At 42.7% G+C, this 26,092-nt stretch carries 29 protein-coding genes, 1 pseudogene and 1 riboswitch; of the genes and pseudogenes, 23 read left to right on the forward strand and 7 right to left on the reverse strand.

What is annotated here, in order from left to right:
* Window positions 1-34 precede the first annotated feature (34 nt).
* Together ACWF5P_RS02530 and rarD are read left to right on the forward strand one after the other, a co-directional pair.
* Window positions 35-1,636 (forward strand): amidohydrolase, encoded by a 1,602-nt coding sequence (locus ACWF5P_RS02530; protein WP_260358322.1) that lies wholly within the window; start codon window positions 35-37, stop codon window positions 1,634-1,636.
* An 81-nt stretch (window positions 1,637-1,717) separates the two neighbouring features.
* Window positions 1,718-2,647 (forward strand): EamA family transporter RarD, encoded by a 930-nt coding sequence (rarD, locus tag ACWF5P_RS02535; RefSeq protein WP_101222945.1) that lies wholly within the window; start codon window positions 1,718-1,720, stop codon window positions 2,645-2,647.
* Between the two features lie 70 nt (window positions 2,648-2,717).
* On the opposite strand, the gene ACWF5P_RS02540 is transcribed toward rarD, so the two are convergent.
* Entirely contained in the window at window positions 2,718-3,545 is an 828-nt protein-coding gene (locus ACWF5P_RS02540) for a protein-glutamine gamma-glutamyltransferase (protein ID WP_452444560.1), read from the reverse strand.
* A gap of 313 nt (window positions 3,546-3,858) precedes the next feature.
* A riboswitch (TPP riboswitch) is annotated at window positions 3,859-3,968 on the forward strand.
* A 133-nt stretch (window positions 3,969-4,101) separates the two neighbouring features.
* Between ACWF5P_RS02540 and ACWF5P_RS02545 the strand changes: the two genes are divergently transcribed.
* Genes ACWF5P_RS02545 through ACWF5P_RS02565 form a run of 5 tightly spaced genes read left to right on the forward strand, consistent with a single transcriptional unit; the run spans window position 4,102 to window position 7,688 of the window.
* The gene (locus ACWF5P_RS02545) at window positions 4,102-5,097 is read left to right on the forward strand and encodes an ABC transporter substrate-binding protein (protein WP_402898423.1); all 996 of its coding nucleotides are present in this window, start codon (window positions 4,102-4,104) and stop codon (window positions 5,095-5,097) included.
* An 11-nt stretch (window positions 5,098-5,108) separates the two neighbouring features.
* The gene (locus ACWF5P_RS02550) at window positions 5,109-5,393 is read left to right on the forward strand and encodes a thiamine-binding protein (protein ID WP_034309193.1); all 285 of its coding nucleotides are present in this window, start codon (window positions 5,109-5,111) and stop codon (window positions 5,391-5,393) included.
* Window positions 5,390-6,172, forward strand: a complete 783-nt coding sequence (locus tag ACWF5P_RS02555; protein WP_434167541.1) for an ABC transporter permease subunit — start codon at window positions 5,390-5,392, stop codon at window positions 6,170-6,172. The genes ACWF5P_RS02550 and ACWF5P_RS02555 overlap by 4 nt, the downstream gene beginning before the upstream one ends.
* Window positions 6,156-6,899, forward strand: a complete 744-nt coding sequence (locus ACWF5P_RS02560; RefSeq protein ID WP_434167540.1) for an ATP-binding cassette domain-containing protein — start codon at window positions 6,156-6,158, stop codon at window positions 6,897-6,899. Before ACWF5P_RS02555 ends, ACWF5P_RS02560 begins: the two co-directional genes overlap by 17 nt.
* 18 nt (window positions 6,900-6,917) lie before the next feature.
* On the forward strand, window positions 6,918-7,688 hold the full coding sequence (locus ACWF5P_RS02565) for a TatD family hydrolase (protein ID WP_434167539.1): 771 nt from the start codon (window positions 6,918-6,920) through the stop codon (window positions 7,686-7,688).
* Between the two features lie 38 nt (window positions 7,689-7,726).
* Here the strand turns inward: ACWF5P_RS02565 and ACWF5P_RS02570 are convergent, their stop codons facing one another.
* Entirely contained in the window at window positions 7,727-8,527 is an 801-nt protein-coding gene (locus ACWF5P_RS02570; RefSeq protein WP_101222940.1) for an NAD kinase, read from the reverse strand.
* Window positions 8,528-8,679: 152 nt separating this feature from the next.
* On the opposite strand from ACWF5P_RS02570, the pseudogene ACWF5P_RS02575 reads away from it, so the two are divergent.
* The 6 genes and pseudogenes from ACWF5P_RS02575 to tpx all read left to right on the forward strand — a co-directional run.
* Window positions 8,680-8,853, forward strand: a pseudogene (locus ACWF5P_RS02575) (4-hydroxythreonine-4-phosphate dehydrogenase PdxA); the annotation flags it as partial.
* Window positions 8,854-9,127: 274 nt separating this feature from the next.
* On the forward strand, window positions 9,128-10,129 hold the full coding sequence (gene sppA / locus ACWF5P_RS02580; RefSeq protein ID WP_350299709.1) for a signal peptide peptidase SppA: 1,002 nt from the start codon (window positions 9,128-9,130) through the stop codon (window positions 10,127-10,129).
* Between the two features lie 132 nt (window positions 10,130-10,261).
* Window positions 10,262-10,681 carry an RDD family protein gene (locus ACWF5P_RS02585; RefSeq protein WP_402940135.1) on the forward strand — a complete coding sequence of 140 codons (420 nt, stop codon included), beginning with the start codon at window positions 10,262-10,264 and terminating at the stop codon, window positions 10,679-10,681.
* Between the two features lie 100 nt (window positions 10,682-10,781).
* Entirely contained in the window at window positions 10,782-11,474 is a 693-nt protein-coding gene (locus ACWF5P_RS02590; protein WP_452444561.1) for a DUF2953 domain-containing protein, read from the forward strand.
* A 16-nt stretch (window positions 11,475-11,490) separates the two neighbouring features.
* On the forward strand, window positions 11,491-11,973 hold the full coding sequence (ytfJ, locus tag ACWF5P_RS02595) for a GerW family sporulation protein (RefSeq protein WP_137018154.1): 483 nt from the start codon (window positions 11,491-11,493) through the stop codon (window positions 11,971-11,973).
* A gap of 176 nt (window positions 11,974-12,149) precedes the next feature.
* Window positions 12,150-12,650 carry a thiol peroxidase gene (gene tpx / locus ACWF5P_RS02600; protein WP_101222931.1) on the forward strand — a complete coding sequence of 167 codons (501 nt, stop codon included), beginning with the start codon at window positions 12,150-12,152 and terminating at the stop codon, window positions 12,648-12,650.
* A gap of 207 nt (window positions 12,651-12,857) precedes the next feature.
* Here tpx and ACWF5P_RS02605 read toward each other — a convergent pair whose 3' ends face one another.
* Window positions 12,858-13,169 (reverse strand): hypothetical protein, encoded by a 312-nt coding sequence (locus ACWF5P_RS02605; protein WP_101222930.1) that lies wholly within the window; start codon window positions 13,167-13,169, stop codon window positions 12,858-12,860.
* 404 nt (window positions 13,170-13,573) lie between these two features.
* Between ACWF5P_RS02605 and ACWF5P_RS02610 the strand changes: the two genes are divergently transcribed.
* The 4 genes from ACWF5P_RS02610 (at window position 13,574) to ACWF5P_RS02625 (ending at window position 17,506) form a co-directional block, all read left to right on the forward strand.
* Window positions 13,574-14,560, forward strand: coding sequence for a class I SAM-dependent methyltransferase (locus ACWF5P_RS02610; protein ID WP_101222929.1), 987 nt, complete (start codon window positions 13,574-13,576; stop codon window positions 14,558-14,560).
* 177 nt (window positions 14,561-14,737) lie between these two features.
* Entirely contained in the window at window positions 14,738-15,943 is a 1,206-nt protein-coding gene (locus ACWF5P_RS02615; protein WP_434167537.1) for an acetate/propionate family kinase, read from the forward strand.
* Window positions 15,944-16,154: 211 nt separating this feature from the next.
* Window positions 16,155-16,997 (forward strand): EcsC family protein, encoded by an 843-nt coding sequence (locus ACWF5P_RS02620; RefSeq protein WP_101222927.1) that lies wholly within the window; start codon window positions 16,155-16,157, stop codon window positions 16,995-16,997.
* Entirely contained in the window at window positions 16,994-17,506 is a 513-nt protein-coding gene (locus ACWF5P_RS02625) for a MogA/MoaB family molybdenum cofactor biosynthesis protein (RefSeq protein WP_101222926.1), read from the forward strand. Before ACWF5P_RS02620 ends, ACWF5P_RS02625 begins: the two co-directional genes overlap by 4 nt.
* Before the next feature lie 57 nt (window positions 17,507-17,563).
* Here the strand turns inward: ACWF5P_RS02625 and ACWF5P_RS02630 are convergent, their stop codons facing one another.
* Window positions 17,564-17,878 carry a hypothetical protein gene (locus tag ACWF5P_RS02630; RefSeq protein ID WP_434167536.1) on the reverse strand — a complete coding sequence of 105 codons (315 nt, stop codon included), beginning with the start codon at window positions 17,876-17,878 and terminating at the stop codon, window positions 17,564-17,566.
* Window positions 17,879-18,091: 213 nt separating this feature from the next.
* Here ACWF5P_RS02630 and ACWF5P_RS02635 point away from each other — a divergent pair, with 213 nt between their 5' ends.
* Both ACWF5P_RS02635 and argH read left to right on the forward strand, forming a co-directional pair.
* The gene (locus ACWF5P_RS02635) at window positions 18,092-19,297 is read left to right on the forward strand and encodes an argininosuccinate synthase (protein WP_048681084.1); all 1,206 of its coding nucleotides are present in this window, start codon (window positions 18,092-18,094) and stop codon (window positions 19,295-19,297) included.
* Entirely contained in the window at window positions 19,294-20,673 is a 1,380-nt protein-coding gene (gene argH / locus ACWF5P_RS02640; RefSeq protein ID WP_434167535.1) for an argininosuccinate lyase, read from the forward strand. Before ACWF5P_RS02635 ends, argH begins: the two co-directional genes overlap by 4 nt.
* 55 nt (window positions 20,674-20,728) lie before the next feature.
* On the opposite strand, the gene ACWF5P_RS02645 is transcribed toward argH, so the two are convergent.
* Window positions 20,729-21,163 (reverse strand): universal stress protein, encoded by a 435-nt coding sequence (locus ACWF5P_RS02645; RefSeq protein WP_133350611.1) that lies wholly within the window; start codon window positions 21,161-21,163, stop codon window positions 20,729-20,731.
* A gap of 546 nt (window positions 21,164-21,709) precedes the next feature.
* Here ACWF5P_RS02645 and bamE point away from each other — a divergent pair.
* The gene (gene bamE, locus ACWF5P_RS02650; protein ID WP_452444562.1) at window positions 21,710-21,958 is read left to right on the forward strand and encodes an outer membrane protein assembly factor BamE domain-containing protein; all 249 of its coding nucleotides are present in this window, start codon (window positions 21,710-21,712) and stop codon (window positions 21,956-21,958) included.
* A gap of 81 nt (window positions 21,959-22,039) precedes the next feature.
* Here bamE and ACWF5P_RS02655 read toward each other — a convergent pair whose 3' ends face one another.
* Window positions 22,040-23,137 (reverse strand): M24 family metallopeptidase, encoded by a 1,098-nt coding sequence (locus ACWF5P_RS02655; RefSeq protein WP_434167533.1) that lies wholly within the window; start codon window positions 23,135-23,137, stop codon window positions 22,040-22,042.
* A gap of 119 nt (window positions 23,138-23,256) precedes the next feature.
* Here ACWF5P_RS02655 and ACWF5P_RS02660 point away from each other — a divergent pair, with 119 nt between their 5' ends.
* The 3 genes from ACWF5P_RS02660 to ACWF5P_RS02670 all read left to right on the forward strand — a co-directional run bounded on the left by ACWF5P_RS02660 (window position 23,257) and on the right by ACWF5P_RS02670 (window position 25,752).
* Complete coding sequence (locus ACWF5P_RS02660; RefSeq protein ID WP_434167532.1) at window positions 23,257-23,937, forward strand: metal-dependent hydrolase; 681 nt, start codon at window positions 23,257-23,259, stop codon at window positions 23,935-23,937.
* 199 nt (window positions 23,938-24,136) lie between these two features.
* Window positions 24,137-24,361, forward strand: a complete 225-nt coding sequence (locus ACWF5P_RS02665) for a hypothetical protein (RefSeq protein WP_260358307.1) — start codon at window positions 24,137-24,139, stop codon at window positions 24,359-24,361.
* 71 nt (window positions 24,362-24,432) lie between these two features.
* A complete protein-coding gene (locus ACWF5P_RS02670) occupies window positions 24,433-25,752 on the forward strand; it encodes a DRTGG domain-containing protein (protein WP_137018167.1) in 1,320 nt (439 codons plus the stop codon).
* A gap of 27 nt (window positions 25,753-25,779) precedes the next feature.
* On the opposite strand, the gene ACWF5P_RS02675 is transcribed toward ACWF5P_RS02670, so the two are convergent.
* Window positions 25,780-26,082 (reverse strand): YtpI family protein, encoded by a 303-nt coding sequence (locus ACWF5P_RS02675; protein WP_260358625.1) that lies wholly within the window; start codon window positions 26,080-26,082, stop codon window positions 25,780-25,782.
* Window positions 26,083-26,092 lie beyond the last annotated feature (10 nt).

Consider the following 26,092-nt stretch of genomic DNA (forward strand, 5'->3'; position numbering starts at 1 on the left):
CAGTAACAATCATTTAATAAGGAGTGTAAAGCCGGTGGGAACGTTATGGTTCAATGGGTCGATTTATACGATGATTAAAGAAAATGATCAAGTGGAGGCAGTCTACACTGAAAAGGGGGTAATTGTTGATACCGGCAGCCAGGGCTATTTGAAAAATGAGTATGCTGGCAATATTTCCAGGGAAATCGACTTAAAAGGACAAACGATGCTGCCGGGGTTAGTGGATAGTCACCTTCATTTGGTCGGGCATGGTGAAAGGCTGCTTCGTTTAGACCTTTCTTTGATGGATAGCAGGGAGTCGATCATGAAATCCTTGAAGGAAAAGTGCTCAAAGACCCCGGCTGGAAAGTGGATCGTTGCCGAAGGGTGGAATGAAAACGAATGGCCGAGTCCTGAATTGATATTACGGGATGAGCTCGATGTGATATCGACGGAACATCCCATCGTATTGAAAAGGATTTGCCGTCATGCCTTGGTGGTCAATTCCCGCGCCCTTTTGGAAGCGGATATTAAAGAAGATATTAAAGAACCTTCAGGCGGGGTGATTTGCCGTTATCCTGACGGACGTTTAAATGGTTTATTTAAAGAAAGTCAGGCACAGAACCTTATTTTAGACAGTCTTCCCGGCATTGATCAAGAGTATATCGAAAACGCACTCACAGAGGCCATAGAAGACGCATATAAGCTAGGTTTGACTGGCGGACATACTGAGGACCTCCATTACTATAATGGCTTCATGCCGACATATCAGGCGTTTAAATCGGTAATCGAGGACCGGGAAATGGCCTTTCGCGCGAACTTGCTTGTCCATCATGAAGCGTTTGAAGAAATGCTGGCAGCAGGAGGCGGTTATCAGAAAGGTACGCGATATATTAAATTCGACAGCATGAAGATATTTACGGATGGCTCCTTAGGGGGACGAACAGCCCTGTTGAGCGAGCCTTATGTAGATCAAAAGAATACGAATGGAGTCGCGATATTTACTGAAAACGAGCTTCAGGAATGGGTGAAAAAAGCAAGGGCTGCCGGAATGCCGATTGCTGTCCATGCGATTGGCGATCTCGCTTTTGAATACGTCTTGAATGCAATTGAGGCACTCCCCCCGCAAGAGGGACAGAGGGACCGGCTCATCCATGCACAGATCGTCCGGCCGGAGCTGTTGCAGCGGGCGGCAAAGCTGCCGTTAATCTTTGATATCCAACCGGGCTTCGTCCCGTCCGATTTTCCGTGGGTGGAAGAAAAGGTTCCAGCCAATCTGTTGGAATCCTCATATGCCTGGAAAACCTATTTGAATTTGGGCATCATTTGTGCGGGTGGGTCGGATGCACCCATTGAGCCATTAAATCCAATTTTGGGCATTCATGCAGCTGTCACAAGGATGAAAATCAATAGTGAGGACCATACCGTATATGGCTTGTCTGAAAGGCTTTCCGTTTACGAGGCTTTCGCATTGTATACCAAAGGGAGTGCTGCAGCAATCGGCCAGGAAAAACGCCGCGGTGTGATCAATAAAGGGTACGATGCCGATTTTACCGTGTTTAATCTGGATGTCTTTGCTGTTGCGCCGGATGACCTCCTAAAAGCTGAGGCGGTCATGACGGTCATCGATGATAAAATCATGTATGATAAAAATTAACAGTTGCAAAAAAAGAAATGATAAATACAAAATTGTTAGATGGAATTAGATAAAGGAATGTAAATGGAAAGAAGGCTTGTTATGAAAGTGGATGAACAAAAAGAAGGGGCGATTTATGCAGCCCTTTCTTACATGATGTGGGGAATCGTGCCGATTTACTGGAAGTTCCTTCAGGGAGTCGGTGCAATAGAAATTTTAGCTCAGAGGGTATTATGGTCTTTCGTGTTCATGCTGGTTTTATTGATGTTCATGAAAAAATGGCAGGCGTTTCTTGTCTATGTCAAAAACATATTGGGAAATCCCAAACTTTTTGTGGCATTACTTACGGCGTCACTGCTTGTTACAGCTAATTGGGGAGTGTTCATCTGGGCCGTTAATACAGGACGGATCCTCGACACGAGCCTTGGATATTATATCAATCCGCTAGTCAGTGTACTATTGGGAGTGATAGTCTTAAAAGAAAAATTGAGCGGGGCCCAAATCATTTCATTCCTGCTTGCAGGAATCGGAGTCTTGATCCTGGGCATTCATTTCGGCACGATCCCGTGGATCTCTCTTGTTTTGGCCATGACCTTTGGATTATACGGTCTGGCAAAAAAAATGATCAAGGCTGAAGCGGCGATCGGGCTGACTCTTGAAACAATGATGGTAACGCCTCTGGCCCTAGGTTACCTGATTTACTTGATGAACCAATCAGAAATGCAGTTCTTTACAGCGGGAAGCACAAGCTTGCTGCTGGTGGGCGGCGGGATTGCCACGGCCTTGCCTCTTTTATATTTTGCGAAAGGGGCGGAGAAGATCCCGTTATCGATGCTTGGCATTTTTCAGTATATCGCTCCGACCTTATCTTTATTAATAGGCGTATTCATCTATCATGAAAGTTTTACCAAAGCACATCTTTTAGCCTTTTTGTTCATATGGTCAGCCTTGGCCGTTTATACACTATCCATAACGAAATGGGGTCAGGCGAATGCCCGCAGGCTTAAAGGCAAAGGGAATATTGGTGCATGAATAAGAAAAAATGCTTGGGAGGAGATCTCTCCCCAAGCATTTTTTTATGCGGGTATATAAAACAAAGAGGTCATGAAAGGTAAATCTTCGAACCTATTTCAGAAACAATACAATTGGAAAGGCTGGCAGGACAGTGATCGGGCTTTGCTCGGGGGATATTTAGTTGGAATTGTCTATAGAAGGAACTATCCAGGAAAATGATATGCGTTGTCAGGAATGCTGATATGGTTGCGTACGGCTTTCTATTGCTATTTAATTCATCGATGATTCCCTGTGACGTCGTTATCCCGATCCCGTGGCCATAAAAGAGGTTATTCCCTAATAATATGGCATTTTCACCTTGCCATTCAGGAGTTGTCTCGTCATGATCAGGGTTTATGAAGTAAACACAATCGCCTGGTAAATAATCCCTCCCTTTGTGAATATTAAGTTCCATGTTCTGTGGAGGGCGCCAGTCATATAAAAATAGGTTTGAAAAAAGGTAATCGAAATTCCTAGGGCCGATTGAATCCAAAATGGCCTTTAAAAAAGTGACGACGATTGCTGTCCCGCATTCGAAGGCATAAAGCCTTCCATTCATGAAAATGTCAACGAGTGCAGCATGAGGGAGAATCCCTGGCTGAAGGGTAAAGGTGCCATCCTTTGAAAGGTGCCAATATTGTTGATTGGATTGAGATTCCTCAAGTGTGGAAAATTCTGGACCGCTTTTATCCAACGCAATAGCTGCTTCTATGACTCGGTTCCTCAGCTGTATATCGAAATTAAAATCTCCAAAGTTCCGGTATTCAAAAACGTTAGAATCTTCACCCAGCAATTGGAGAATTTCAAGCGACTCAGCAGATGCTATTCCTGGTTGGATGTGACTGACATCTAACCATCTGTGATTAATCTTTATCATGATCATATCCACCTTTTGCTTATTAAATTAACGGTTTATAAAACCAGTAAACATAAATGTCTACAGATAATGCTCATTATATGAATGCCTGCAAAGAAATGACTATTTAGAAATTGTCAGCCACCTCTGCAGTCAAGAATGATTGGAATGAAAAGAGGCAGAATTACATTGATTTCAATGATTTTCGTTCCAAAAGATGTTTTGCTAGATATCCTTAAGAGTAAGGAATACCTTTCCAATTAGTGATAAGAAGCAAATTAGTATTCCCTTTTCCATATGAATTGATATAATGAGAGAGAAAAGTTCATATGTGCGAGAAATGTAGGGGGGCCAGTACTGCTGGCTGAGATTGCATCCTTTAGATGCTGACTCTTTGAACCTGATCTGGGTGATGCCAGCGGAGGGAACATATTATTACTGACTTTCTGTTTTGTATGTTAACGTCCGAATTCATCTTCGGGCGTTTTTTGCTTTTTATCCAGTATTTGAATAGACCCTGGAGCCCCATTATGGTTCCGGCATATGGATCTTATATGATGTGTAGGAGGATAATAACTTGAATAAATTCTTACCACTGTTAACTTCGTTGTTCCTTTTGGCTGGATGTGGTGCAGGCGGAACTAATGAAAAAGAAGAAGCATCTAAAAATGAAGAATTAAAAAAGGTATCGGTCGTGCTCGATTGGACACCGAATACAAACCATACAGGATTGTATGTTGCCAAGGAAAAAGGTTATTTTAAAGAGCAAGGTCTTGATGTGGAAATTATCATGCCAGGTGAAGCTGGAGCGGATAAGCTTGTCGCTTCAGGAAAATCTGAATTTGGCGTGAGCTACCAGGAGGGCATAACACAGGCCCGCGTGCAGGGCGTGCCAATTGTTTCGGTTGCTGCAGTCATCCAGCATAATACCTCTGGATTCGCTTCCCCTGAGGCAAAGAACATTAAAACTCCCAAGGATTTTGAAGGGAAAACGTATGGTGGCTGGGGTTCTCCGGTTGAAAAGGCCATTATTGATTCACTCATGAAAAAAGAAAATGCGGATGTAAATAAAGTGGATATAGTCAATACAGGAGACATGGATTTTTTCACTTCGGTTAAAAGGGATATAGATTTTGCCTGGATTTATTATGGATGGACAGGCATTGAGGCTGAGTTGCGAAATGAAAAGCTTAATATGGTTTACTTAACCGAATACTCTGATAAACTTGATTACTATACGCCTGTTTTAACTACAAATGAAAAGATGATAAAAGAAGATCCCGAAACTGTTAAAGCATTCGTTCATGCAGCATCAAAAGGGTACCAGTTTGCGATTAAGAATCCTGCTGATGCAGCAGACATGTTAATTAAGTCTGCGCCGGATCTTGATGCAAAACTAGTTAAGAAAAGCCAGGAGTGGCTTGCAGCCAAGTATCAGGATGATGCTCCGCGTTGGGGTGAACAAAAACTGGAAATCTGGAAGAATTACAGTGATTGGATGACAGAAAACAAGCTTCTTGAAGGTGATTTCGATCCTGAAAAGGCATTTACCAATGAATTTTTACCAAAATAGGAGGAAATACGATGGCCAATTCATTAATTAGTATACAAATTATTCCTAAAGGGGAAAATGTCATCCCTATGGTCGATGAAGCAATCAAGATCATTGAAGAATCAGGTGTCAAGTATGAGGTTCACCCGCTTGAAACGACAATGGAGGGGGAGCTTTCCGAACTTTTTGCCGTGATAGAAAAAATGAATGTAAGAATGATTGAAATAGGATCGCCGAATGTCATTTCCCAAGTGAAAATATTATATCAGCCAAGCGGGATTACGATGGATACGTTAACGGAGAAATATCGGGCATGATCGGAAGGGGAATTTGGAAGAAGGGGGCTCCCTTCTTTCTTTTATTATTGTTGCTGATAGTTTGGGAGTCAGTGACAGTCTTATTGAAGGTTGAACAATGGCTGCTTCCCGCTCCATCGGCCATTTTCATTGAAGGAATTGAGTCGTCGCGCAATCTTTACGGACACCTTATATCGACAACCGAGCTTGCGTTGTCGGGTTTTTTTATTGGAAGCTGCATCGGCTTATTGGTTGCTGCAACCTTACACCTATTTCCAGGTGTGAAGGACGCGGTTTATCCTCTGCTCATACTATCACAAAATATACCTATCATAGTTTTGGCCCCGCTATTGGTGATCTGGTTTGGCTTTGGCATGCTGCCTAAGCTAATAGTGATTTCGCTCGTATGTTTTTTTCCGGTTGCGGTTGCATCATTGGACGGTTTTCGCCAGACACCATACGAACTTAAGCATTATTTCAAGATGATGGGAGCGGGGAAAAACCAGTTATTTTGGAAGCTGGAATTTCCTCACTCAATCCCATTCATTTTCTCCGGCCTGAAAATTTCGGCAACCTATAGCGTAATGGGTGCGGTTATTTCAGAGTGGCTCGGGGCAAAATCGGGGATTGGTGTTTATATGACGCTCGCGTCCTCTGCGTTCAGGACAGACCGGGTGTTTGTTGCCATTTTCATCATTATGGGAATGAGCATGGTCTTTTTTGGAATCATCACCTTCCTGGAGAAATACTTAGTTTCTTGGAAGAGAAAGGAGGGCGGCAAGGATGAAGCTGGAAATTAAAGATGTCTCCTATTCTTTCGATGGTAAACAGAATATATTGGAGAACATGAATTTTCGTGTGGCTGATGGGGAATTTGTCACGATCCTTGGGCCATCGGGCAGCGGTAAAAGTACTTTGTTCCACTTGATCGGAGGTATTTTGAAGCCGGATCATGGCATCATTTCACTGGATGGTAAAAAGATAAATGGTTTAAAGGGCCATATCAGCTATATGCCGCAGCAGCCTTCCCTTTTACCTTGGAGAACGGTATTGGAAAATGTTTTGCTGGGAAGTGAACTTGCTGGGATCAGAGATAAAGAAAAGGCAAAAGCCCTATTGATGAAAGCTGGATTAGAAGAGTATGAGAAAGCATATCCGCATGAATTATCAGGAGGCATGAAGCAAAGGTCCGCATTCATCCGGAGTATCTTAAGTCCACAGGACTTGATGTGCCTGGACGAACCCTTTTCTGCCTTGGATGAACTGACAAGATTGCAAATGCAAAAATGGCTGTTGTCGGTTTGGGAGGAAAATCGGAGGTCGGTGCTTTTTGTTACGCATAGCATAGATGAAGCGGTTTTCCTATCCGATAGAATTTATGTGTTATCTGCAAAACCGGCTGCGGTCATCAAAGAAGTCAAAGTTCCGTTTCCAAGGCCAAGAAGTGAAGAACAGCTTCTTAGTGATGAATTTTTTCATTTGAAAAGAGAGTTATATGCAGCATTAATGCCAACTCTTTCTACTTAAGTAAGGAGGCTATTAAATTTGAGAATCATCGACAGCCATATCCATTTGGATAAATATGATGTTGTTAAGCGGAAGCAGATTCTGACTGACATGGAAAAGGTTCATTTGCAATCCTTGCTGACTGTTTCCATGAATTTGGCTTCTTCTATTAACAATTATCAGCTTTCACTGGAGGATTCCCGAGTTAAGCCAGCCTTTGGCTTTCATCCAGAGCAGCCCCTCCCGAGTGATGAAGAAGTGAACGAATTATTGAACTGGATGCGGGAACATCGTCAAGATATGGTTGCCATAGGTGAGGTTGGACTGCCCTATTATCTAAGGCAGGAAAATCCCGATATGGATAACTCAGCGTATATAGTGATATTGGAGAAGTTCCTGGCTTTTGCTAAAGAGATGGAAAAGCCGGTTATCCTTCATGCCGTCCATGAAGATGCACCTATCGTTTGCGACCTGTTGGATAAGCATCAAATCACAAAGGCGCACTTTCATTGGTTTAAAGGAGATATCCGCACAGTCGAAAGAATGGCCGAAAAGGGCTACCTCATTTCGATTACACCTGATGTTTGTTATGAGAGGGAAATACAGGAATTAGTTTCGGCATACCCACTTAAGCTGATGATGATTGAAACGGATGGCCCATGGCCGTTTGAAGGGGTTTTCGAAGGGAAATGGACCCATCCCGGCATGATGCATGACAGTGTGCGTCAAATTGCTTCGATTAAAGGATTGCCGATTGAGGATGTTTATGAAACCCTTTATCAAAATACGAAAGATTTTTATCATATTTAAAGGTACCGGCTATCATATCCGGTACCTTTTTAGTACGTTCAAAGGAAGGTCCTTTTAACCTTTTCCCAAAAGGAATTGTCTTTTAGCTTAACGGTCTTGATGACTTTACCGCTTAACCGGACCTTTACCTGTTCGACATGATTGATGCTTAAGGCTTCATTGTCCATTCCGATGATCGGATAGCTTGGTCCGTTTTGTTCAAGGTGGATGGTCAAAGTCCTATCACCGCTAAGAATGAATGAGGAACCTAAGGTCCGATAGGTATTATTATTGATGGAAGCAAGCTCGCTCACTTGAAAGCAAGGGAGAAGGGGATCGACAACCGCCCCATTGACCGATTTATTATAGGCGGTGCTTCCGGTCGGAGTAGCAATGATGATTCCGTCCCCACGAAAAGTTTCAAAATGGAGTCGATCAATGAAAATATCCATGATGAACGTTTTGGTGATGGAAGACCGGATACTGAGTTCATTAAGGGCATAAAAGGAGGGCTGATCATCCAATTGGATATCGATGGTTGGATATTTACGCACCTCGATTTGCTCTCTAGTCATGGCATCGATCATTTTATCCGTATCTTCCAAGTGGAAATCGCAATACATATTCAAGTTACCTGTGGTGGAAATGCCAGCATATAAACAGTCATCCCTGAACCCGGTTTTACGGGCTGCCTGCAGGAATGTGCCGTCATCACCGATGCTTACGATGATGTTTGCTTTTGTGAAATCCTGGATGACTTCATACGAATGTTGCTTCGCCAAGTCTGACAAGTATTCAATCTTGCTAAGCATCTCTGCATTCGGTGCATGGAAAAAATAAATATTCCTTCGAGTGTTCATCATGATCCCTCCTAGTATGTATGTTTATGAAAGGGCTTTCTTTTCTTTTGAGAAAGTAAAACCGCAGTACAAAATGCAGCTGCACATTTCGTACATTTTTATATGAAATAGTTTATCATGGAATGAAGCATTTTTGTTAAAGCGGTAACGAAAAGAAAGAGGGGATTGAGGCTGGGGTCAATATTACCGTAGGGCTCAAGGGCGGAATTGTCCGGACCTCCGTAGATCATGGCACAGCCTTTGATATCGCTGGAAAGAACATCGCTGATGAAAAAAGCATGCTTGCGGCCATTCAGTCAGCAATTGAATTAGCTCCAAAGCAATAAATAGAGAAGCTGCCGGGATGATCCCGGCAGCTTTTTAGTTGAGCTGATTTTCCGTTTACGGCATTTACTGCTCCGCTAAAAATTGAAACTTGGTAAAATTAATATATTAATGAAGATTGAAAAATAAATGGAGATTGTGCAAAATGCACCAATTCATTTCCAATTAGAGGATTATTTGCTACAATTTTATATGTCTTGGTTTATCATGGAATGAAACATTTTCGTCTTTAGTTCGTATGGTAAGAAGGATACATATATTTAAGGGGGAAAACAGATGAATGGAAAGCGTTGGGCGGCACTTGGAATTGCAGCCGTTTTATTTTTTGTTTCTATTGTTGTAGGCACGGCTACGACTATATTTACAGCGGATACGGAAAATATCATTGATGACTTATTTGCTTCTGAAAGTGCATTTTACGAGGAAGTCATAGAAGGCGATGATTTCTCTAATGTAATTGCCGTATTCGATGTAGAGGGCACGATTCAAGATACAGGAGAAGCCTCATTACTTAGTTCGGCAACATATAATCACCGTGCCTTCATGGATAAGCTGAAGATGGCTGAGGAAAATGATGATATCAAAGGAATCATCCTTCGGGTGAATTCTCCAGGCGGCGGTGTCGTCGAAAGTGCAGAGATATATGAAAAGATCCTTGATATCAAGAAAGTGAAAAAACCTGTTTATGTATCAATGGGGTCTATGGCAGCTTCAGGTGGGTATTATATTTCTGCACCAGCCGATAAGATTTATGCTAGTCCGGAAACGATGACGGGTTCACTTGGTGTCATCATGCAGGGGTATAATTACGAGAAGTTGGCCAAGAAGTATGGTGTTGAGTTCCAAACCATCAAAAGCGGACCACACAAAGATATTATGAGTCCGACCCGGGAAATGACTGGTGAAGAACGTGAAATACTCCAAGACATGATCGATAATTCTTATGACCAATTTGTAAAAATCATTGCAGATGGACGCGGTATGTCAGAGAAGGAAGTAAGGGAAATCGCAGATGGCCGCATTTATGATGGACGTCAGGCTAAAGAAAACCATCTAATCGATGATTTCGGCCATTTGGATGATGTAATTGCCGCGATGAAAACGGATATCGGTGAAAAGGATGCTCAAGTTATCCGTTATACAGATGAGGCAGGATTCGGTTCATTATTCAGTATGGGTGCGCAAAAAATGTTGGGAAATGATGTGGAAACGGCAGTCTTGACAAAAATCCTTTCCTCTTCAAATTCTCCACGCTTAATGTATTTGTATGCGGAATAGGGGGGCTGAAGGATGACGGAACGAAATGAAAATAATGAACAAATTGCTTCATCCAATCTAATGGCAGATCAAGAGGTTCCCGTTGAGCAGGGATTTACACCAGTCAGTAATGCCGTGGATGATGACGGAGTAATGAAAGTGCATTTTGCCGGTTTTTGGATGAGGTTTTGGGCCTATTTAGCCGACCTATTGGTTATCGGAAGTTTGAACAGGATTTTGATTCATCCCATCTTCAAGTTTTATGAAGGGACAGATGATCTCTGGTTTTCCGCAGAGGGATTTTTAACGGGGGTCGTATTCTTCTTATACTTTGTTTTGATGACCAAATTCTTGAACCAAACTCTTGGTAAAATGATTTTTGGACTGAAAGTCGTTGCATTGAAGGAAGAGAAAAGAAACATTTCATGGGGCACGATTTTGTTCAGGGAGCTGATTGGCCGTTATATTTCAAAGATCACTTGGATCGGCTATCTCTTGGCAGGCCTATTACCGAAGAAACAGGCTTTGCATGATATCTTTGCAGACACGGGCGTTGTGTTGATCAGAAGATGATTTCTTCCAGTCATAAATCTGTAAGAGCGTGATTTTCGCTTTTACAGGTTTATTTTTTTTTGCATATGCCGATAATGATAGGCTGAAGGGGTGTGGGTGCATGAAGTGGCTTTTTTTGATTATAGGTATCCTCATTTTGGTGTTGCTAATAGTTGTTTTCACTAAAGTAAGAGTGTCCATCGACTACAAACGTGTCCAAACGAATGACCTAATACATATTAAATTATCAGCTTGGTATGGGCTTTTTCACTATACATTCAAGGTTCCGGTCATCAAAATGGAAGATGACTCGACAACTGTAGTAGTAAACGAAGAGCAAGAAATGAACGGAAAAACAAAAAAGGAAGAAAAGAAAAAAATTACAGCCGAAGATATGCGTGACGGATTCGCAGACATTCTGGAGATGCTTCAGCATATAATCGGTTTCCATAAGATCGTCCGTCACTTCGCTGGGAAAGTCCAAGTCAAAAAATTCACTTGGCATAGTAAGGTCGGTACTAAAAACGCTGCACACACCGGTGTTTTAACTGGAGCATGCTGGGCACTCAAAGGTTCCATCATCGGTTTGCTGACAACCTATTTCAACTTCCGGATCATGCCCTCCTATTCCATTACACCCGACTTTCAGAGATGGCAGGCAAACACGTCGATTTCCTGCATATTACAATTTAGAATCGGGCAGGCTATGGTGACTGGAATAAAACTGCTTCGTTATTGGAAAGGCGGAAAGCCGCATTTCAAGTCGAGTAAATTAGCGAAGCTATCAGGTGATTCCAATAAACAATCGTTCTAGAGTGGAGGGAATTTAAATGTCAGATCATCCGATCCAAGGTTTAATGAAAGAAGCAATGGAAAATCTGAAAGAAATGGTCGATGTGAACACGATCATCGGAGATCCGGTGGAAACTCCGGATGGAAGTGTCATTTTAACCGTATCCAAAGTGGGATTTGGTTTTGCAGCCGGTGGCAGTGAATTTGTGATGGATGGAAACCATCAAGGACAGCAAGGTGGTTCCAAGCAGCCTTTTGGCGGCGGTAGCGGAGGCGGGGTTTCCATAACACCAATTGCCTTTTTGATTGTCGGTTCCCATGGGGTGAAAATGATCCATCTGGATGAAGGGACGCATCTTCTCGAAAAAATGATGGATTTAGCTCCTCAAGTCGTCGATAAGATTCAGTCCATGCTATCCAAGAAAGACAATAATCAAAAGCAGGGCAGTAATCAAAACCAAGGCGGCAGTCAACCAGCTGCAAAAAGGTACCAAGAACCTAAAATGGATATAGATTTCTAACTGCGACTCGGCATCCGCCGAGTTTTTATTTTTGCTGCAGTATATCATTACACATTCAAAAGCTTGGAAGTCATGTACAAGCGCCAATCACATTTCCCAATTCAATTAATTGCAAAATTCCGGCAAAACAAATATTATTATGCTTGTACATATAGCAGAAAAAGGAGGAATTTTTAATGGCTTCAGTTACATTTAAAAACAACCCGATCACTTTAGTGGGACCAGAACTAAAAGTTGGGGACAAAGCACCTGATTTTACAGTATTGGCTAATGACTTATCACCGGTTACTTTAAACGACTCCAAAGGTTCTGTCCGCATTATCAGCGTGGTGCCATCTGTGGATACAGGTGTTTGTGACGCACAGACACGTAAATTCAATGAAGAAGCGGCAAAATTGGATAATGTAAAAGTACTTACGATCAGTAACGATCTTCCTTTCGCGCAAAAACGCTGGTGTGCTGCAAGCGGCTTGGACAATGTTCAAGTTCTTTCCGATCACCGTGACCTTTCATTCGGTGAAGCATATGGTGTCGTCATGCAAGAACTTCGTCTATTGGCTCGCTCTGTATTCGTAGTGAACAGCTCTGATGAAATCACATATGTAGAATATGTAAGTGAAGGTACCAGCCATCCTAATTACGAAGGTGCAATCGAAGCGGCTAAAGCGGCAAAATAAGATGCAAATTTTAAAAAACCGGGCTCAATGTGCCCGGTTTTTTGTTTTAATGTTGATTTTCTTGTTGATAAACACCTTGTCGTTGAAGTGGACAGGTCCTTTTTAGGCTCTAATATTCATTTAAGTTGTAACTTATTATTAATTTCTGAGGTCGATCGATACAGTTCGTTTCTTTTGACGAGTTTCATTTATTATATGCTGGATCAGTTAAGGCTCGAAAGTCGGACCATTTTGTGGTAAAACAACCTTGCCAGACCACTCTTGACCATTAGGTGTTCCAACTTTTATGTCAATTTCATTAGGCCACGACGGCATTTGTCTTGGTCCTGGGAAAAACCCCTGTTGTTGCCCTGCTCGAAATCCTTCTCGATACCCTTGTCGATACCCTTGTCGAAATCCTTGTCGAAACCCTTGTTGAAACCCCTGTTGTTGCCTGTTTAATTCATCTGCTGACTGAATATCATGTTGCTGATTTATCGGATTAACCTGCCCATGATAGTTTTGATATTGATTATCCATATATAATCACCACCTCATGCATGGTATTCTGTTGGGGCATTCATTGAGCCTATCCAAGTAATAAAAAATACAGGGCAACAACACAATCCGTATTTGAGTTTTTAGACAAAAGAGTTTCTATCTGAAATTTTTATACAAAGTTGATTGGAGCGGATGTGCGAGACTCCTGCGGGAAAAGCGCGTCCAGGGGAGACCCCGCAGTCGCAAGCCGAGGGCAGACCGCCCGCGGAAAGCGAGTGCCTGAAGTGGAAATCAACGTCCGAATTTTACACCTTGTATTTAATAAATTCAAAACGGAAAACGGTACGTTAAACAGCCGAAGAATGATGAGCAGGACGTACGGCTTGTATCTCTTTCTTCTTACCTTTAAAATAGGGACAGAAGCAAACAGGAGGAATTAATAAGTGAAGTCTACCCCAGTTGAACAATTATTTTATGAATTTGATGAAACAGCCCAAATATTGCAAAGTGAACTATCATGTACGTATCTGGATGCCCTGGGTGAAACGGGCGAGAATTTCTTCGAAGGGAAAGTCCTGCAGGAGGAAATCAGTGAAGTATCTAAAAAAAGGTTAGTGAAGCATTATGCTTCATTTTCACCAGGGAAATATGAAAAAGAAGCAATCCGAAAAGCGTACCAGCTTGCCATTTTAAAAGGCATGCAGCAGAGCGTTCAGCCGAATCATCATATGACTCCTGATGCAGTCGGCATGTTCGTCAGTTATTTAGTCGGTAAGTTCACAAAGGATCAAAAAGAGATAGTCATGCTCGATCCAGCCATCGGAACGGGGAACTTACTATTTGCGATCTTGAATCAACTTACTGATAAAAACATCGCTTCATATGGTGTCGAGATTGATGAAACCTTGATCAGGCTTGCTTATGCAGGTGCCAACCTGCAAGAACACCCGCTGCAATTTTTCAACCAGGACAGCCTGGAGCCGCTTTTCATCGATCCTTCAGATGTTGTGGTCAGTGATTTGCCGATTGGTTATTATCCGAATGATGTGCGTGCAGCTGAATATGAATTGAAGGCCGATAAGGGACATTCGTATGCACACCATTTGTTTATTGAACAAGGTGTTAAACACGCGAAGGATGGCGGACATCTATTCTTCATTGTCCCGAATAACCTGTTCGTCTCGGAGGAAGCGCCGAAACTCAATGATTTCCTGAAGAAGCATACACATATTCAAGGGATGGTGCAATTGCCGCTTTCCATGTTTAAGAGTGAAGCGGCTGCGAAAAGCATCCTGATTCTTCAAAAGAAAAAAGAGGGTATCGAAGCACCGAAGAAGGCATTGCTCGTACAGCTTCCGAAGTTGTCGGATTTCGAAGCGACCAGGTCTGTCATGCAACAGATGGACGATTGGTTTAAAGAGGAAAAATAGTCAATGAAAGCTGATGCCCCGGGCATTGGCTTTCATTTTTTTATTTGAGAGTGATTATTTGCAATTGTCCATTAATATTTGGTTGAACCTGCTTGTCATGATAAGATTGTACAATACACTGCACGTTTCGTTGAGATAACATTGGAAGAACTAGCTTAGAGAAAAGGAGCAGGATGGATGTCAAAAATCATGGCTATTAATGCGGGCAGCTCTTCATTGAAGTTTCAGCTTTTTGAGATGCCTTGTGAAAAAGTAATTACAAAAGGTCTTGTAGAAAGAATCGGTTTGAAAAATTCCGCATTTACTTTAAGCGTCGAAGGCGACAAGGTTTCTGAAACGCTTGATATACCCAATCATGAAGTGGCTGTAGGGCTTTTATTGGAAAAGCTGATTGACCATCGCATCATTGACTCCTTTGAAGAGATAGATGGCGTAGGGCATCGGGTGGTGCATGGAGGTGAGGTATTCAGCGAATCGGTCTTGATTACGGAGGACGTAATAGAGGAAATCGAAAAGCTTTCCGAGTTGGCGCCCCTTCATAATCCCGCCAATATCACCGGGATCAAAGCCTTCAGGCAAGCACTGGATGATGTGCCAGCGGTTGCGGTATTCGACACTGCCTTCCATCAAACGATGGCAGAAGGTTCCTATTTGTACAGCTTGCCTCTTGAATATTATGAAAAATACGGAATAAGGAAGTATGGGTTTCATGGTACTTCACATAAATATGTATCACAGCGTGCTGCCGTAATGATTGGCCGCCCAATTGAACAGCTTCGATTGATATCGTGCCATTTAGGGAATGGTGCAAGCATCACGGCCATAAAGGGCGGCAAATCAATTGATACATCAATGGGATTTACACCATTGGCCGGTGTTACTATGGGAACGCGTTCAGGGAACATCGACCCTGCATTGATTCCTTATATCATGGAGAAGACGGGTAAAACAGTAGATGAAGTTCTGGATGTCCTGAATAAGAAAAGCGGCATCCTGGCCCTTTCCGGTTTTTCCAGCGACCTGCGCGATATTCAAGTTGAAGCGGATGAAGGCAATGAGCGGGCTGAACTCGCACTTAAAGTATTCGCAGACCGAATTCACAAGTACATTGGCTCCTATTCAGCTAAAATGGGAGGTGTGGATGGCATCATTTTTACAGCGGGCATCGGTGAAAACAGTCAAACCATTAGGGGCCGAATCTTGGAGGGACTTGAATTCATGGGAGTTTATTGGGATGAGGATCTCAATCGCACCTCGGGTAAGGAAGCGTTCATCAATGCACCCTATTCCCCTGTAAAAGTCATGGTCATCCCCACTAATGAAGAAATCATGATTGTCAGGGATACGATGAAGATAGCCTTGAGCGAAACTTGGAAAACATGACTTCCTGTTTTTTTATAATGATCCCTTATTCCACTGGTAAGGGGTCTTTCCCATGAAATTCCCTCCTCAAAGTCCGACTCCTCATGGAGTTTATGTCCATGCAGCCCATCCCCATTCACACTGGATTCCTATCATCCGTTCTCTGAAAGGCTTCCCTCTATGGTATACTTAAGGGAGAATCCACCAATTCTGTACATAGGAGGCTTGATGCATGGAATTCACGAACCGGGAAATGAAAATTTGGAATGAAATTAGTGAATGGCAGGAAAAACTTTATCAATATGAGCCCACGGACCTTGCTGCACTGTATGATAAATGGTTGGAGCAGGGGTTTGCCCTGCTTCCTGAAAACGTCCAACAACAGTTTTTTGAAAAGCTGGATACCTGGCTTTTTCATTTACATGCCATGGTTCAGAGCTCACAAGTTCAAATAGATGCAAGAGAGCGGATTTTAGCATCTGCGCGCGTGTTTAATGAAGAAATCGAAACGTTGAGTGATTTGAATCACTTATCGATCGATCAGTTGAATTACATAGCCAATCAGCATATCGCTAAGCATCGCTTATATTCATTTGCTCAGGGCGGGATGAGCGGATCAGGAGGCCTCCTTCTGCTAGGGAGCGATATTCCAGCCATGACGGTCATCAATGTCAGGATCGTACAGCTAATTGCGATGTCTTATGGTGTTGAGGTGAATACGCCGTTTGAAATGATGTTGGCCCTTAAGGTATTCAATGCAGGAGCGATGCCAAAGAGACTCCAAGGAATAGCGTGGGAAGAATTGATCCGCGAGGTCCAGACCGCAGAAGATGACTATTTTTATTTAGGAATTGAAGAACTGACAAACCCTACCTGGATGGAACAGCCTCTGAAGCAGCTGTTGAAAGCATTATCCATTACTGTTTTTCGAAAAAAATTGGTTCGTGGCATACCGTTCATCAGTATGGCCATCGGGGCTGGATCCAATTATCAAATGACCCGGAGTGTCAGTGAATTTGCCCAGAAGTTCTATCAATATCGTTATTTACTGGATAAGAAGGCTGATGAAGAATGAGTGTCAAGAATCATAAAAAAGCCATCACGGAGGCAGTTCGCTGCATGGTGATAACCGTCAGTGATACACGTAATGAAGAAAGCGATAAAAGCGGAGCACTGATGATGGAATTGCTGAATTCGAATGGTCATGAAGTAAATGAATATGTAATCGTTAAAGATGAGCGGGAAGCGATTCAGGATGCGGTCACTTCTGGTAGCCAAAGCAGCAAGGTCGATGTCATATTAACAAATGGTGGAACTGGCATCGCCAATAGGGATGTAACGATCGAGGCGGTCAAAGAGTTGATGACCAAGGAAATTCCCGGTTTTGGCGAGATTTTTCGAATGCTTAGCTATCAAGAGGATATCGGGTCTGCCGCCATTCTATCCAGGGCGATTGCCGGAGTCGTGAACAATAAAGCCGTTTTTTCCACCCCGGGCTCATCAGGGGCGGTTCGGCTTGCTATGAATAAATTGATTCTTCCGGAATTGGGACATGTCGTTGGTGAACTTCGCAAGGATTTATAAGAGGATGCAAAAAAAGCCACAGTTTTAAACTGTGGCTTTTTTTGCATGGAATAGGCCTTAATTATGCATCTTTTCACTTACGACTTGATTGGCACGATACCATAGCCATAAATCATTGATGATGGAAGCAAGTTCCGCAATTTCGGAATTGAGCTGGCATGATTTGGCGAAATTACTCTCATCGGAGAGCCGAAACTGCTTTCGGTTAATGGTGGATTCAAGTTCCTTGATGCGGTCCGGGATGCTTCCCCGGATATTCTCCCAGTGTACGAGTATTTGCTGTTGCTCGCCTTTTGTATATTCATCCCACTCCAGATTCAAATCGGGAATTGGGATGCCAAGCCGTTCATCAAAGGTAAATAGTTCTTTCATATGCCCTCCGCTTTTCGATTTATCATACTCCTAGTTTACTATATTCCCCCGGAAGCATCCAATGTGTAAATTCATTAAAATTATTAGCGGATTATTTAGCAAAATCTTTAAAATACCCCTTGTATTCCTTTAATAAAGATGATAAAGTACTAATCATAGATTGAATAAAAATAACAAACGATGAATTTTTATTCACACGAAAGGACGATGGAAATGGAAAATCAAAAAGTTGTTTTAGCATATTCCGGAGGTTTGGATACTTCCGTTGCAATTAAATGGTTACAAGATCAAGGATACGAAGTTGTGGCATGCTGTTTGGATGTCGGTGAAGGAAAAGATTTGGACTTCATTAAAGAAAAAGCGATCACTGTTGGTGCGGTAAGTTCCTATGTCATTGATGCGAAGGACGAATTCGCTGATGAATTCGCATTGACGGCTCTTCAGGCACATACTTTGTATGAAGGGAAATATCCATTGGTATCAGCTTTATCACGTCCGCTGATCGCAAAGAAATTAGTGGAAGTGGCTGAAGCGGAAAACGCGGTAGCAGTTGCGCACGGTTGTACGGGCAAAGGAAATGACCAAGTGCGTTTCGAAGTATCCATCTCCGCCTTGAACCCTAATTTGCAAGTTCTTGCACCTGTTCGTGACTGGAAATGGTCTCGTGAAGAGGAGATTGAATATGCAGCGAAAAATGGCATTCCCGTTCCGATTGGCATGGCGAGTCCGTTCTCGATTGACCAAAACCTTTGGGGAAGAAGTAACGAGTGTGGAATCCTGGAAGATCCTTGGGCTGCTCCGCCCGAAGAAGCATATGATTTGACTACAAGCCTTGAATGTACGCCAGATACTGCCGATATCATTGAAATTGGTTTTGAACAGGGTGTGCCGGTTACATTGAATGATAAAAACTATAAACTGGCTGACCTGATTGTCGAGTTGAATCAAATTGCCGGCAAACACGGAGTTGGGCGTATCGATCACGTTGAAAATAGATTAGTAGGAATCAAATCACGTGAAGTCTATGAAGCTCCCGGTGCGATGACATTGATAGCTGCACATAAAGAACTTGAAGATATCACGCTTGTAAAAGAATTGGCTCACTTCAAGCCGGTGATTGAGAAGAAAATGACTGAATTGATTTATGAAGGACTTTGGTTCTCTCCGCTTCAAAAGGCTTTGGCTGCATTCCTGAAAGAAACACAAGTGAATGTAACGGGTACGGTCCGTGTCAAACTATTCAAAGGTCATGCGATTGTTGAAGGAAGAAAATCCGAGTACTCCCTATATGACGAAAAATTGGCTACCTATACAAAAGCAGATGAATTCGATCATGATGCAGCAGTTGGATTCATTAAGTTATGGGGTCTTCCAACGAAAGTGAACAGCATGGTCAATAACAAGAAGGTGACAGTGTGAGCAGCAAGCTTTGGGGAGGAAGATTCACGAAATCTGCCGAAGAATGGGTAGATGAGTTTGGAGCTTCCATTTCCTTTGACCAGGAACTTGTGCTTGAAGATATTCAAGGCAGTTTAGCTCATGTAACCATGTTAAAGCAATGCAGCATTTTACCTGATGAAGATGCGGATCAGATCATTGCAGGTCTGAAAAGTTTACAGGAAAAGGCTGAGAAGGGTGAATTGACTTTTAAGGTTGAGATGGAAGATATCCATCTTAACCTGGAAAGTATGCTAATAAGCGAAATCGGTCCAGTTGGCGGAAAGCTTCATACAGGAAGAAGCCGTAATGACCAAGTTGCAACCGACCTTCATCTATATATGCGGAACCAAACGAAAGTAATCCTGGAACTCATCAATGATTTGCAAGTAGCGATTTTGGGACAATCCAAGAAAAATGTGGAAACGTTAATTCCAGGTTATACACATTTACAGCGTGCACAGCCCATTTCATTTGCGCATCACTTAATGGCTTATTTTTGGATGCTTGAGCGTGATAAGCAGCGCTTCACCGAGAGTTTCAAAAGGATCAATATTTCTCCATTGGGTGCTGGGGCATTAGCTGGGACGACTTTCCCGATTGACCGTGCCCTCAGTGCGGAGCTATTGGGGTTTGAGGGGATTTATGAAAACAGCCTTGATGCGGTAAGTGATCGTGATTTTGCGATTGAATTCATGAGTAACAGTGCAACAATGATGATGCATTTATCCCGTTTCAGCGAAGAAATCATTCTCTGGTCAAGCCAGGAATTCCAATTCATTGAATTGGATGATGCGTTTTCTACGGGAAGCAGCATTATGCCGCAAAAGAAAAATCCTGATATGGCGGAATTGATCCGTGGTAAAACAGGACGGGTTTATGGGAACCTAACGGGGTTATTGACTGTTTTGAAAGGACTGCCGCTTGCTTATAACAAAGATATGCAAGAAGATAAAGAAGGCGTTTTTGATACGGTTAAGACCATTGTTGGTTCACTTAAAATATTTGCCGGCATGATTTCAACGATGAAAGTGAAAACGGACGTAATGGAAAAAGCAACAAAAAATGACTTCTCGAATGCGACGGAATTAGCTGATTACCTAGCTTCAAAGGGAATGCCTTTCCGTAAGGCGCACGAAGTGGTCGGGAAGCTTGTATTGTTCTGTGTCCAGAATGGCTGCTATTTAGTGGACCTAAGCATTGAACAATTCCAGGAAGCTTCCGATTTGTTTGAACATGATATTTATGATGCATTAAATCCTTATGAAGCCGTTAAACGCCGTAACAGTGCGGGCGGTACAGGTTTTGCCCAAGTCTTGCTGGCGATTGAAAAAGCGGAAAAACTGGTAAGTGAATAACAGGGAAAAGCTCGTTCACCAATTTGGCGAACGAGCTTTTTATCATTTTCTCTTATTAATTCGTACGCACGACCATAACATCACAGTTTGAATGGCGAACGATGCCTTCCGACACGCTGCCGATAAGGAAACGTTCGACTGCATTAAGGCCCGTTGCACCGCAAACAATTAAATCGATCGAATGCTTTTTCGCTAAATCCCTTGGAATTTGAACTTTAGGAGAACCATATGCAACTTCTGTTTGGACCTTTGTAATCCCGGAAGCAATGGCTTCCGTTTTATACTTGTCCAATAACTCATTGGCAAAGGTTTCAGAGTGATCACGGATAGTCATATCATAAGCTTCGACAGTAGGGAAATTCCTTGTATCCACGATGTGTGTGAGCACAAGGGTAGCGTCACTGAGTTTTGCTAAGTAGATTGCCTTTTTTAGAGCCCACTCTGCTTCTTCCGAGCCGTCCACTGCAACAAGAATATTTTTATAATCTATACTATTCAAGTGAATCTCCTCCTTCTATTTAAATCCTATTATACTATGATTTACCTAATGGATCTGATTTCAATTGTAACAAATTAGCGAATGTTTATGCCAATAATCTGGAAATTGAAAAATGGAACAATATGTTTCCAACTCTTATGATGTAAGGAATCATTGCAGGAAAGCATTTGTTTATTTATGGTGATCTTTAATGTGAAAGGGGAGTTTTTTCTTTGAGTGTTTCAAAAATAGTAAACTATGCATTATATTCATTTGTGCTTTTGTATGCTTTGATCTATTTCATTTATATTTTTTTCATCAATGCTGCACATGCTTCTATAAGTTTAATGAGTATATCAGCACTGCTGCTTCCATTTATTCTATTACTATTTTTTCAATGGATTTCATGGAAATATACCGACCGGCATAATAAAACGAAACTCAAAATTAGATTTATATTCATTACATGCCTTGGCTTTGCCCTTCTATTTTTTTGTGTGGTTCTGTTGAGGGTGTATGAATATGAATCAAGCTTCACCGCTGAAAGATGGCTAAATGATGATGAAGGAAGGAAGAGTATATCTGGTAGAAGATTTAATGAATGAACACGAATTGATAGGCATGACAAATGAAGAAGTGTTTACGCTTTTAGGGTCTCCAACAGAAACGGAATATTTTAAAGAGGAAGATAATGTTGTTTATTATCTCGGTGCAGAGAGGGGAATCATAAGAATTGATAGTGAATGGCTGGTCATTTGGTTTGACGGCAGTGATAAAGCAATGAAGTATGAACTGCGGACCGATTAGTTGAAATGTTGAATAAATACCCCCGTCTTAAATGAAGGCGGGGGTATCCGGTTTTTGTTATATTAATTGGTTAATGCATTATCATTTTATGATTTGCAGGCTCTTCGGGAATTTGGTCAAAACCTCACAGCCAGTATCCGTGATCAATAGATCATCTTCAATCCTTACGCCTGCAACATTTGGAACATATATGCCAGGTTCGATGGTATAAACCATTCCGGATTGAAGCTCGAGGGAATTAGTTTCAGTCAAGGATGGATACTCATGGACGCTGATCCCAAGCCCGTGGCCGAGTCTGTGCGGGAAGAATTCACCGTATCCCTTTTTGCTGATGATGTTTCTGGCCGTCAGGTCTATCTCGGAACAGGATACACCTGGTTTACTGGCTCTAACGGCAGCTTCTTGTGCTTTAAGTACAGTTTCATATATTTCTGCCTGTTTATCATTGATATCTCCGTATGCGACCGTCCTAGTGATGTCAGAGCAGTACCCTTCATGAACGACGCCAAGGTCAAAGAGGACAAGGTCGCCGCGCTGAACCTTCGTATTCCCAGGTGTGCCATGTGGGGAAGCGCCATTTTTACCAGTCAGGACCATGGTGGAGAAAGACATTTGGCTGACTCCTGCCTTTTTCAACTCGAATTCTATCGCCGCAAGGATTTCCATTTCCGTTTTACCTTCATGAATTTCGTTGACACCCACTTCAATCGCAAAGTCGGCAAGGCGGCATGCTTCACGGATTTTGACCATTTCATCTTCCGACTTGATCATTCGCATCCTTTGAAGTTTTTCTTCTGCGGAAACGAGCTTTGGAGCTCCGAAGTGTTGTTGGACCTTTTCATAACGTTCTACATTCATATGCTCTTTTTCAATGGCCATTTTATGAATGGATAACCCGCGATTCTCCACTGCTTGCTTAACTTTTTCCCATGGATCTTCAATGTCGGTGTAACCGATGATATCTCCATTCCATCCAGCCTGTTTAGCATCCGGGACTTCCATCTGCGGGCAGATAAGGAATGGTTCGGCATTTGCAAAAATGGCAAGTGCCAGCAGTCTTTCATGAGGATCACTAAAAAAACCGCTCAAATAGAAGATGCTCTCTGTAGATGTAAGTAAAGCGGCTTCAGTCTCATTGGCCTGTAGCCAATTTTGTAGTTCTGTCAAACGTTCATTCATGACGATACCTCCATTAATAAGATATAATTACCATAGCAATATTTAAAAGTATAGTAAATGGGAAAGGCCTAAGAAAGCTACTTAAAAAAATTAGTGGGTATGGGAAGGGAGCATCAAAAATGAAAGTATCTTTTCATGGACATGCAGTTGTAAAAGTCGAAACGAATGGTAAAACGATTTTAATCGATCCATTCATTACTGGAAACGAATTGACCGATTTGAAGGTAGAAGATGTGAAACCGGATGTGATCATCTTAACACATGGCCATAATGACCACGTCGGTGATACGGTTGAATTGGCCAAAAGGCATGATGCACTTGTCATCGGCATTGCAGAGATGGCCGACTACCTGGGTGCTCAAGGAGTTCGAACACACGGGATGAGCATCGGCGGAGCTTTCGAGTTCGACTTTGGAAAGGTGAAACTGACGCCAGCATTCCATGGAACAGGATTCAATAACGGGGATGGGCAAATCATTTATTTGGGAATGCCTGCTGGCATATTGCTTACGATAGAAGGGAAAACGGTCTATCATGCGGGGGATACAGCGGTATTTTCCGATATGAAGCTGATCGGGGAGCGACATCCGATTGACTTGGCATTCCTGCCAATCGGCGACAATTACACCATGGGCCCGGAAGATGCCGCACTTGCTGCGAAGTTCCTTCAAGCCAAACAAGTCGTGCCGATTCATTACAATACTTTCCCTGTCATCAAACAGGATCCTAACAAATTCATCGATATGCTTGAAGAGGGAAATGGACTGATCATGGAAGCCGGGGATGAAATCGAATTATAAAAGAAGCGGGAGCCTGCAGGGCTTCCGTTTTTTTGTGTATCGCGTGGGGATGGCAGGCTGAAATGACCAATTTTCTAAGCAGCATTGCCTTTCCTGCAGGGTCATTACAGCAATCGGAAAGTAAAGTCTCGTTTTGCAGCCAAGTCTTTTTTCCTTTCACAGGCATAAAATGAATAGATGAAAAAAAAGGGGGGGTTTGATGAAACAGAGGTTATTTCTGTGTTTGCTACTATGCGGTGTGATGCTGTATTATGCCGTGCCGCGTTTATCGTTGGAAAGTGGTGGTCTGGAGGGTCTGTTCGCTGGATCTTGGCTGTTGTTTGCATTGTTGGCGGTAGCTGGAAACTTGACGGGCATACTATATTCTCCTAAGAAACAAAAGGTAAAACGACAGCCTGAATATAAAAGGTTGCGCCAATACTAGTAGTTGTTTGATAAACTAGGCTCTTTGACCTTATAATGGGGAATAGGAATACCGTGAAAAGGGTGAAGCGCTTGGCTACAAAGCATGAACAAATATTAAAACATATCGATGGGCTCCCTGTCGGCGAAAAGATTTCCGTCCGTCAAATAGCGAAAGCATTGAATGTTAGTGAAGGTACGGCATACCGGGCAATTAAAGAGGCGGAGAACCAGGGCTACGTGAGCTCGATTGAGCGGGTAGGCACGATCCGCATTGAGAAAAAGAAAAAAGAGAATATTGAAAAGCTCACTTTTGCAGAGGTAGTCAATATTGTTGACGGACAAGTTCTGGGTGGGAAAACGGGACTTCATAAGACATTAAATAAATTCGTCATCGGGGCGATGAAGCTGGATGCCATGATGAGATATACGGGTGCAGGAAACCTGCTGATCGTCGGGAACCGTACACAGGCCCATGAGCACGCGTTAAAAGCGGGTGCAGCGGTGCTGATCACCGGGGGATTCGATACGGAAGAGCCCGTTAAAAGGTTAGCCGATGAATTGGAGATGCCAGTCATCTCAACAAGTTACGATACGTTTACCGTCGCAACGATGATCAATCGGGCAATCTATGACCAATTGATCAAAAAGGAAATCTTGCTGGTGGAGGATATTTTGACACCCGTACAGGAAACGACCTTTTTAACGGTAGGTGACCGGGTTCAGACTTGGCATGAACTGAATCAGGAATCCGGTCATAGCCGTTTCCCTGTTGTCGATGACAATATGAAGGTTCAAGGAATGGTCACATCAAAAGATATCATCGGACAGGAAGAGCTGACGCTCATTGATAAGGTGATGACGAAAAACCCGATGACCGTAGGCGATAAAATGAGTGTGGCATCTTCTGCACATATGATGGTTTGGGAAGGGATTGAGTTAATCCCGGTCGTGAATGATAGTCATATCCTCAAGGGTATCGTGAGCAGGCAGGATGTCCTGAAGGCACTGCAAATGAGCCAAAGGCAGCCTCAGGTCGGCGAAACGATCGACGATACGATTACAAGCCAGCTTGTGATGACTTCGAATCGGGGCAAGGGCGAGGAAGTGTATAACTATGGAGTCACTCCGCAGATGACCAATTACCTTGGAACCATTTCAAGCGGTGTGTTCACGACATTGGTCACCGACTCAGCAAATCGTGCACTTCGAAGCTATAAGCGCGGTGACTTGGTCGTGGAAAACATGACGATTTATTTCATCAAGCCAGTCCAGATCGACAGTACGCTTGAAATCCATCCTCGTGTACTCGATGTAGGACGTAAATTCGGAAAAGTGGATGTTGAAGTGTTTAACCAAGGCAAACTTGTCGGCAAGGCGATGTTGACTTGCCAATTGCTTGACCGATCATGAAAAATAAAAAGGATAATCGAATTTCGATTATCCTTTTTGATTTGCAGCTTCTTCGATTGCATGCGGCAAATAAAATTTATACATTTTATAGCCGCCCCAAATACTGAATAGGCCAACGAAGATGAAAACGGCAGCAATGATATAAGTGATGGTCGTGTGGAATAGAAAAAGCTGATTGACTCCGAATAGTGCGACAAACGCACCTAGGGCAATGGAAGATTTCCCTGAAATCCACTTTTTCTCCATCGGCATTCTGGTTCGGACCGATTTGATTTTATAAAACAGATAGACCCCTAATGAAAGAACGATCAAGGTGACAAGAATAGGCATCGTTTGAAAT

Source organism: Peribacillus sp. NPDC055009 (genome assembly GCF_053608705.1).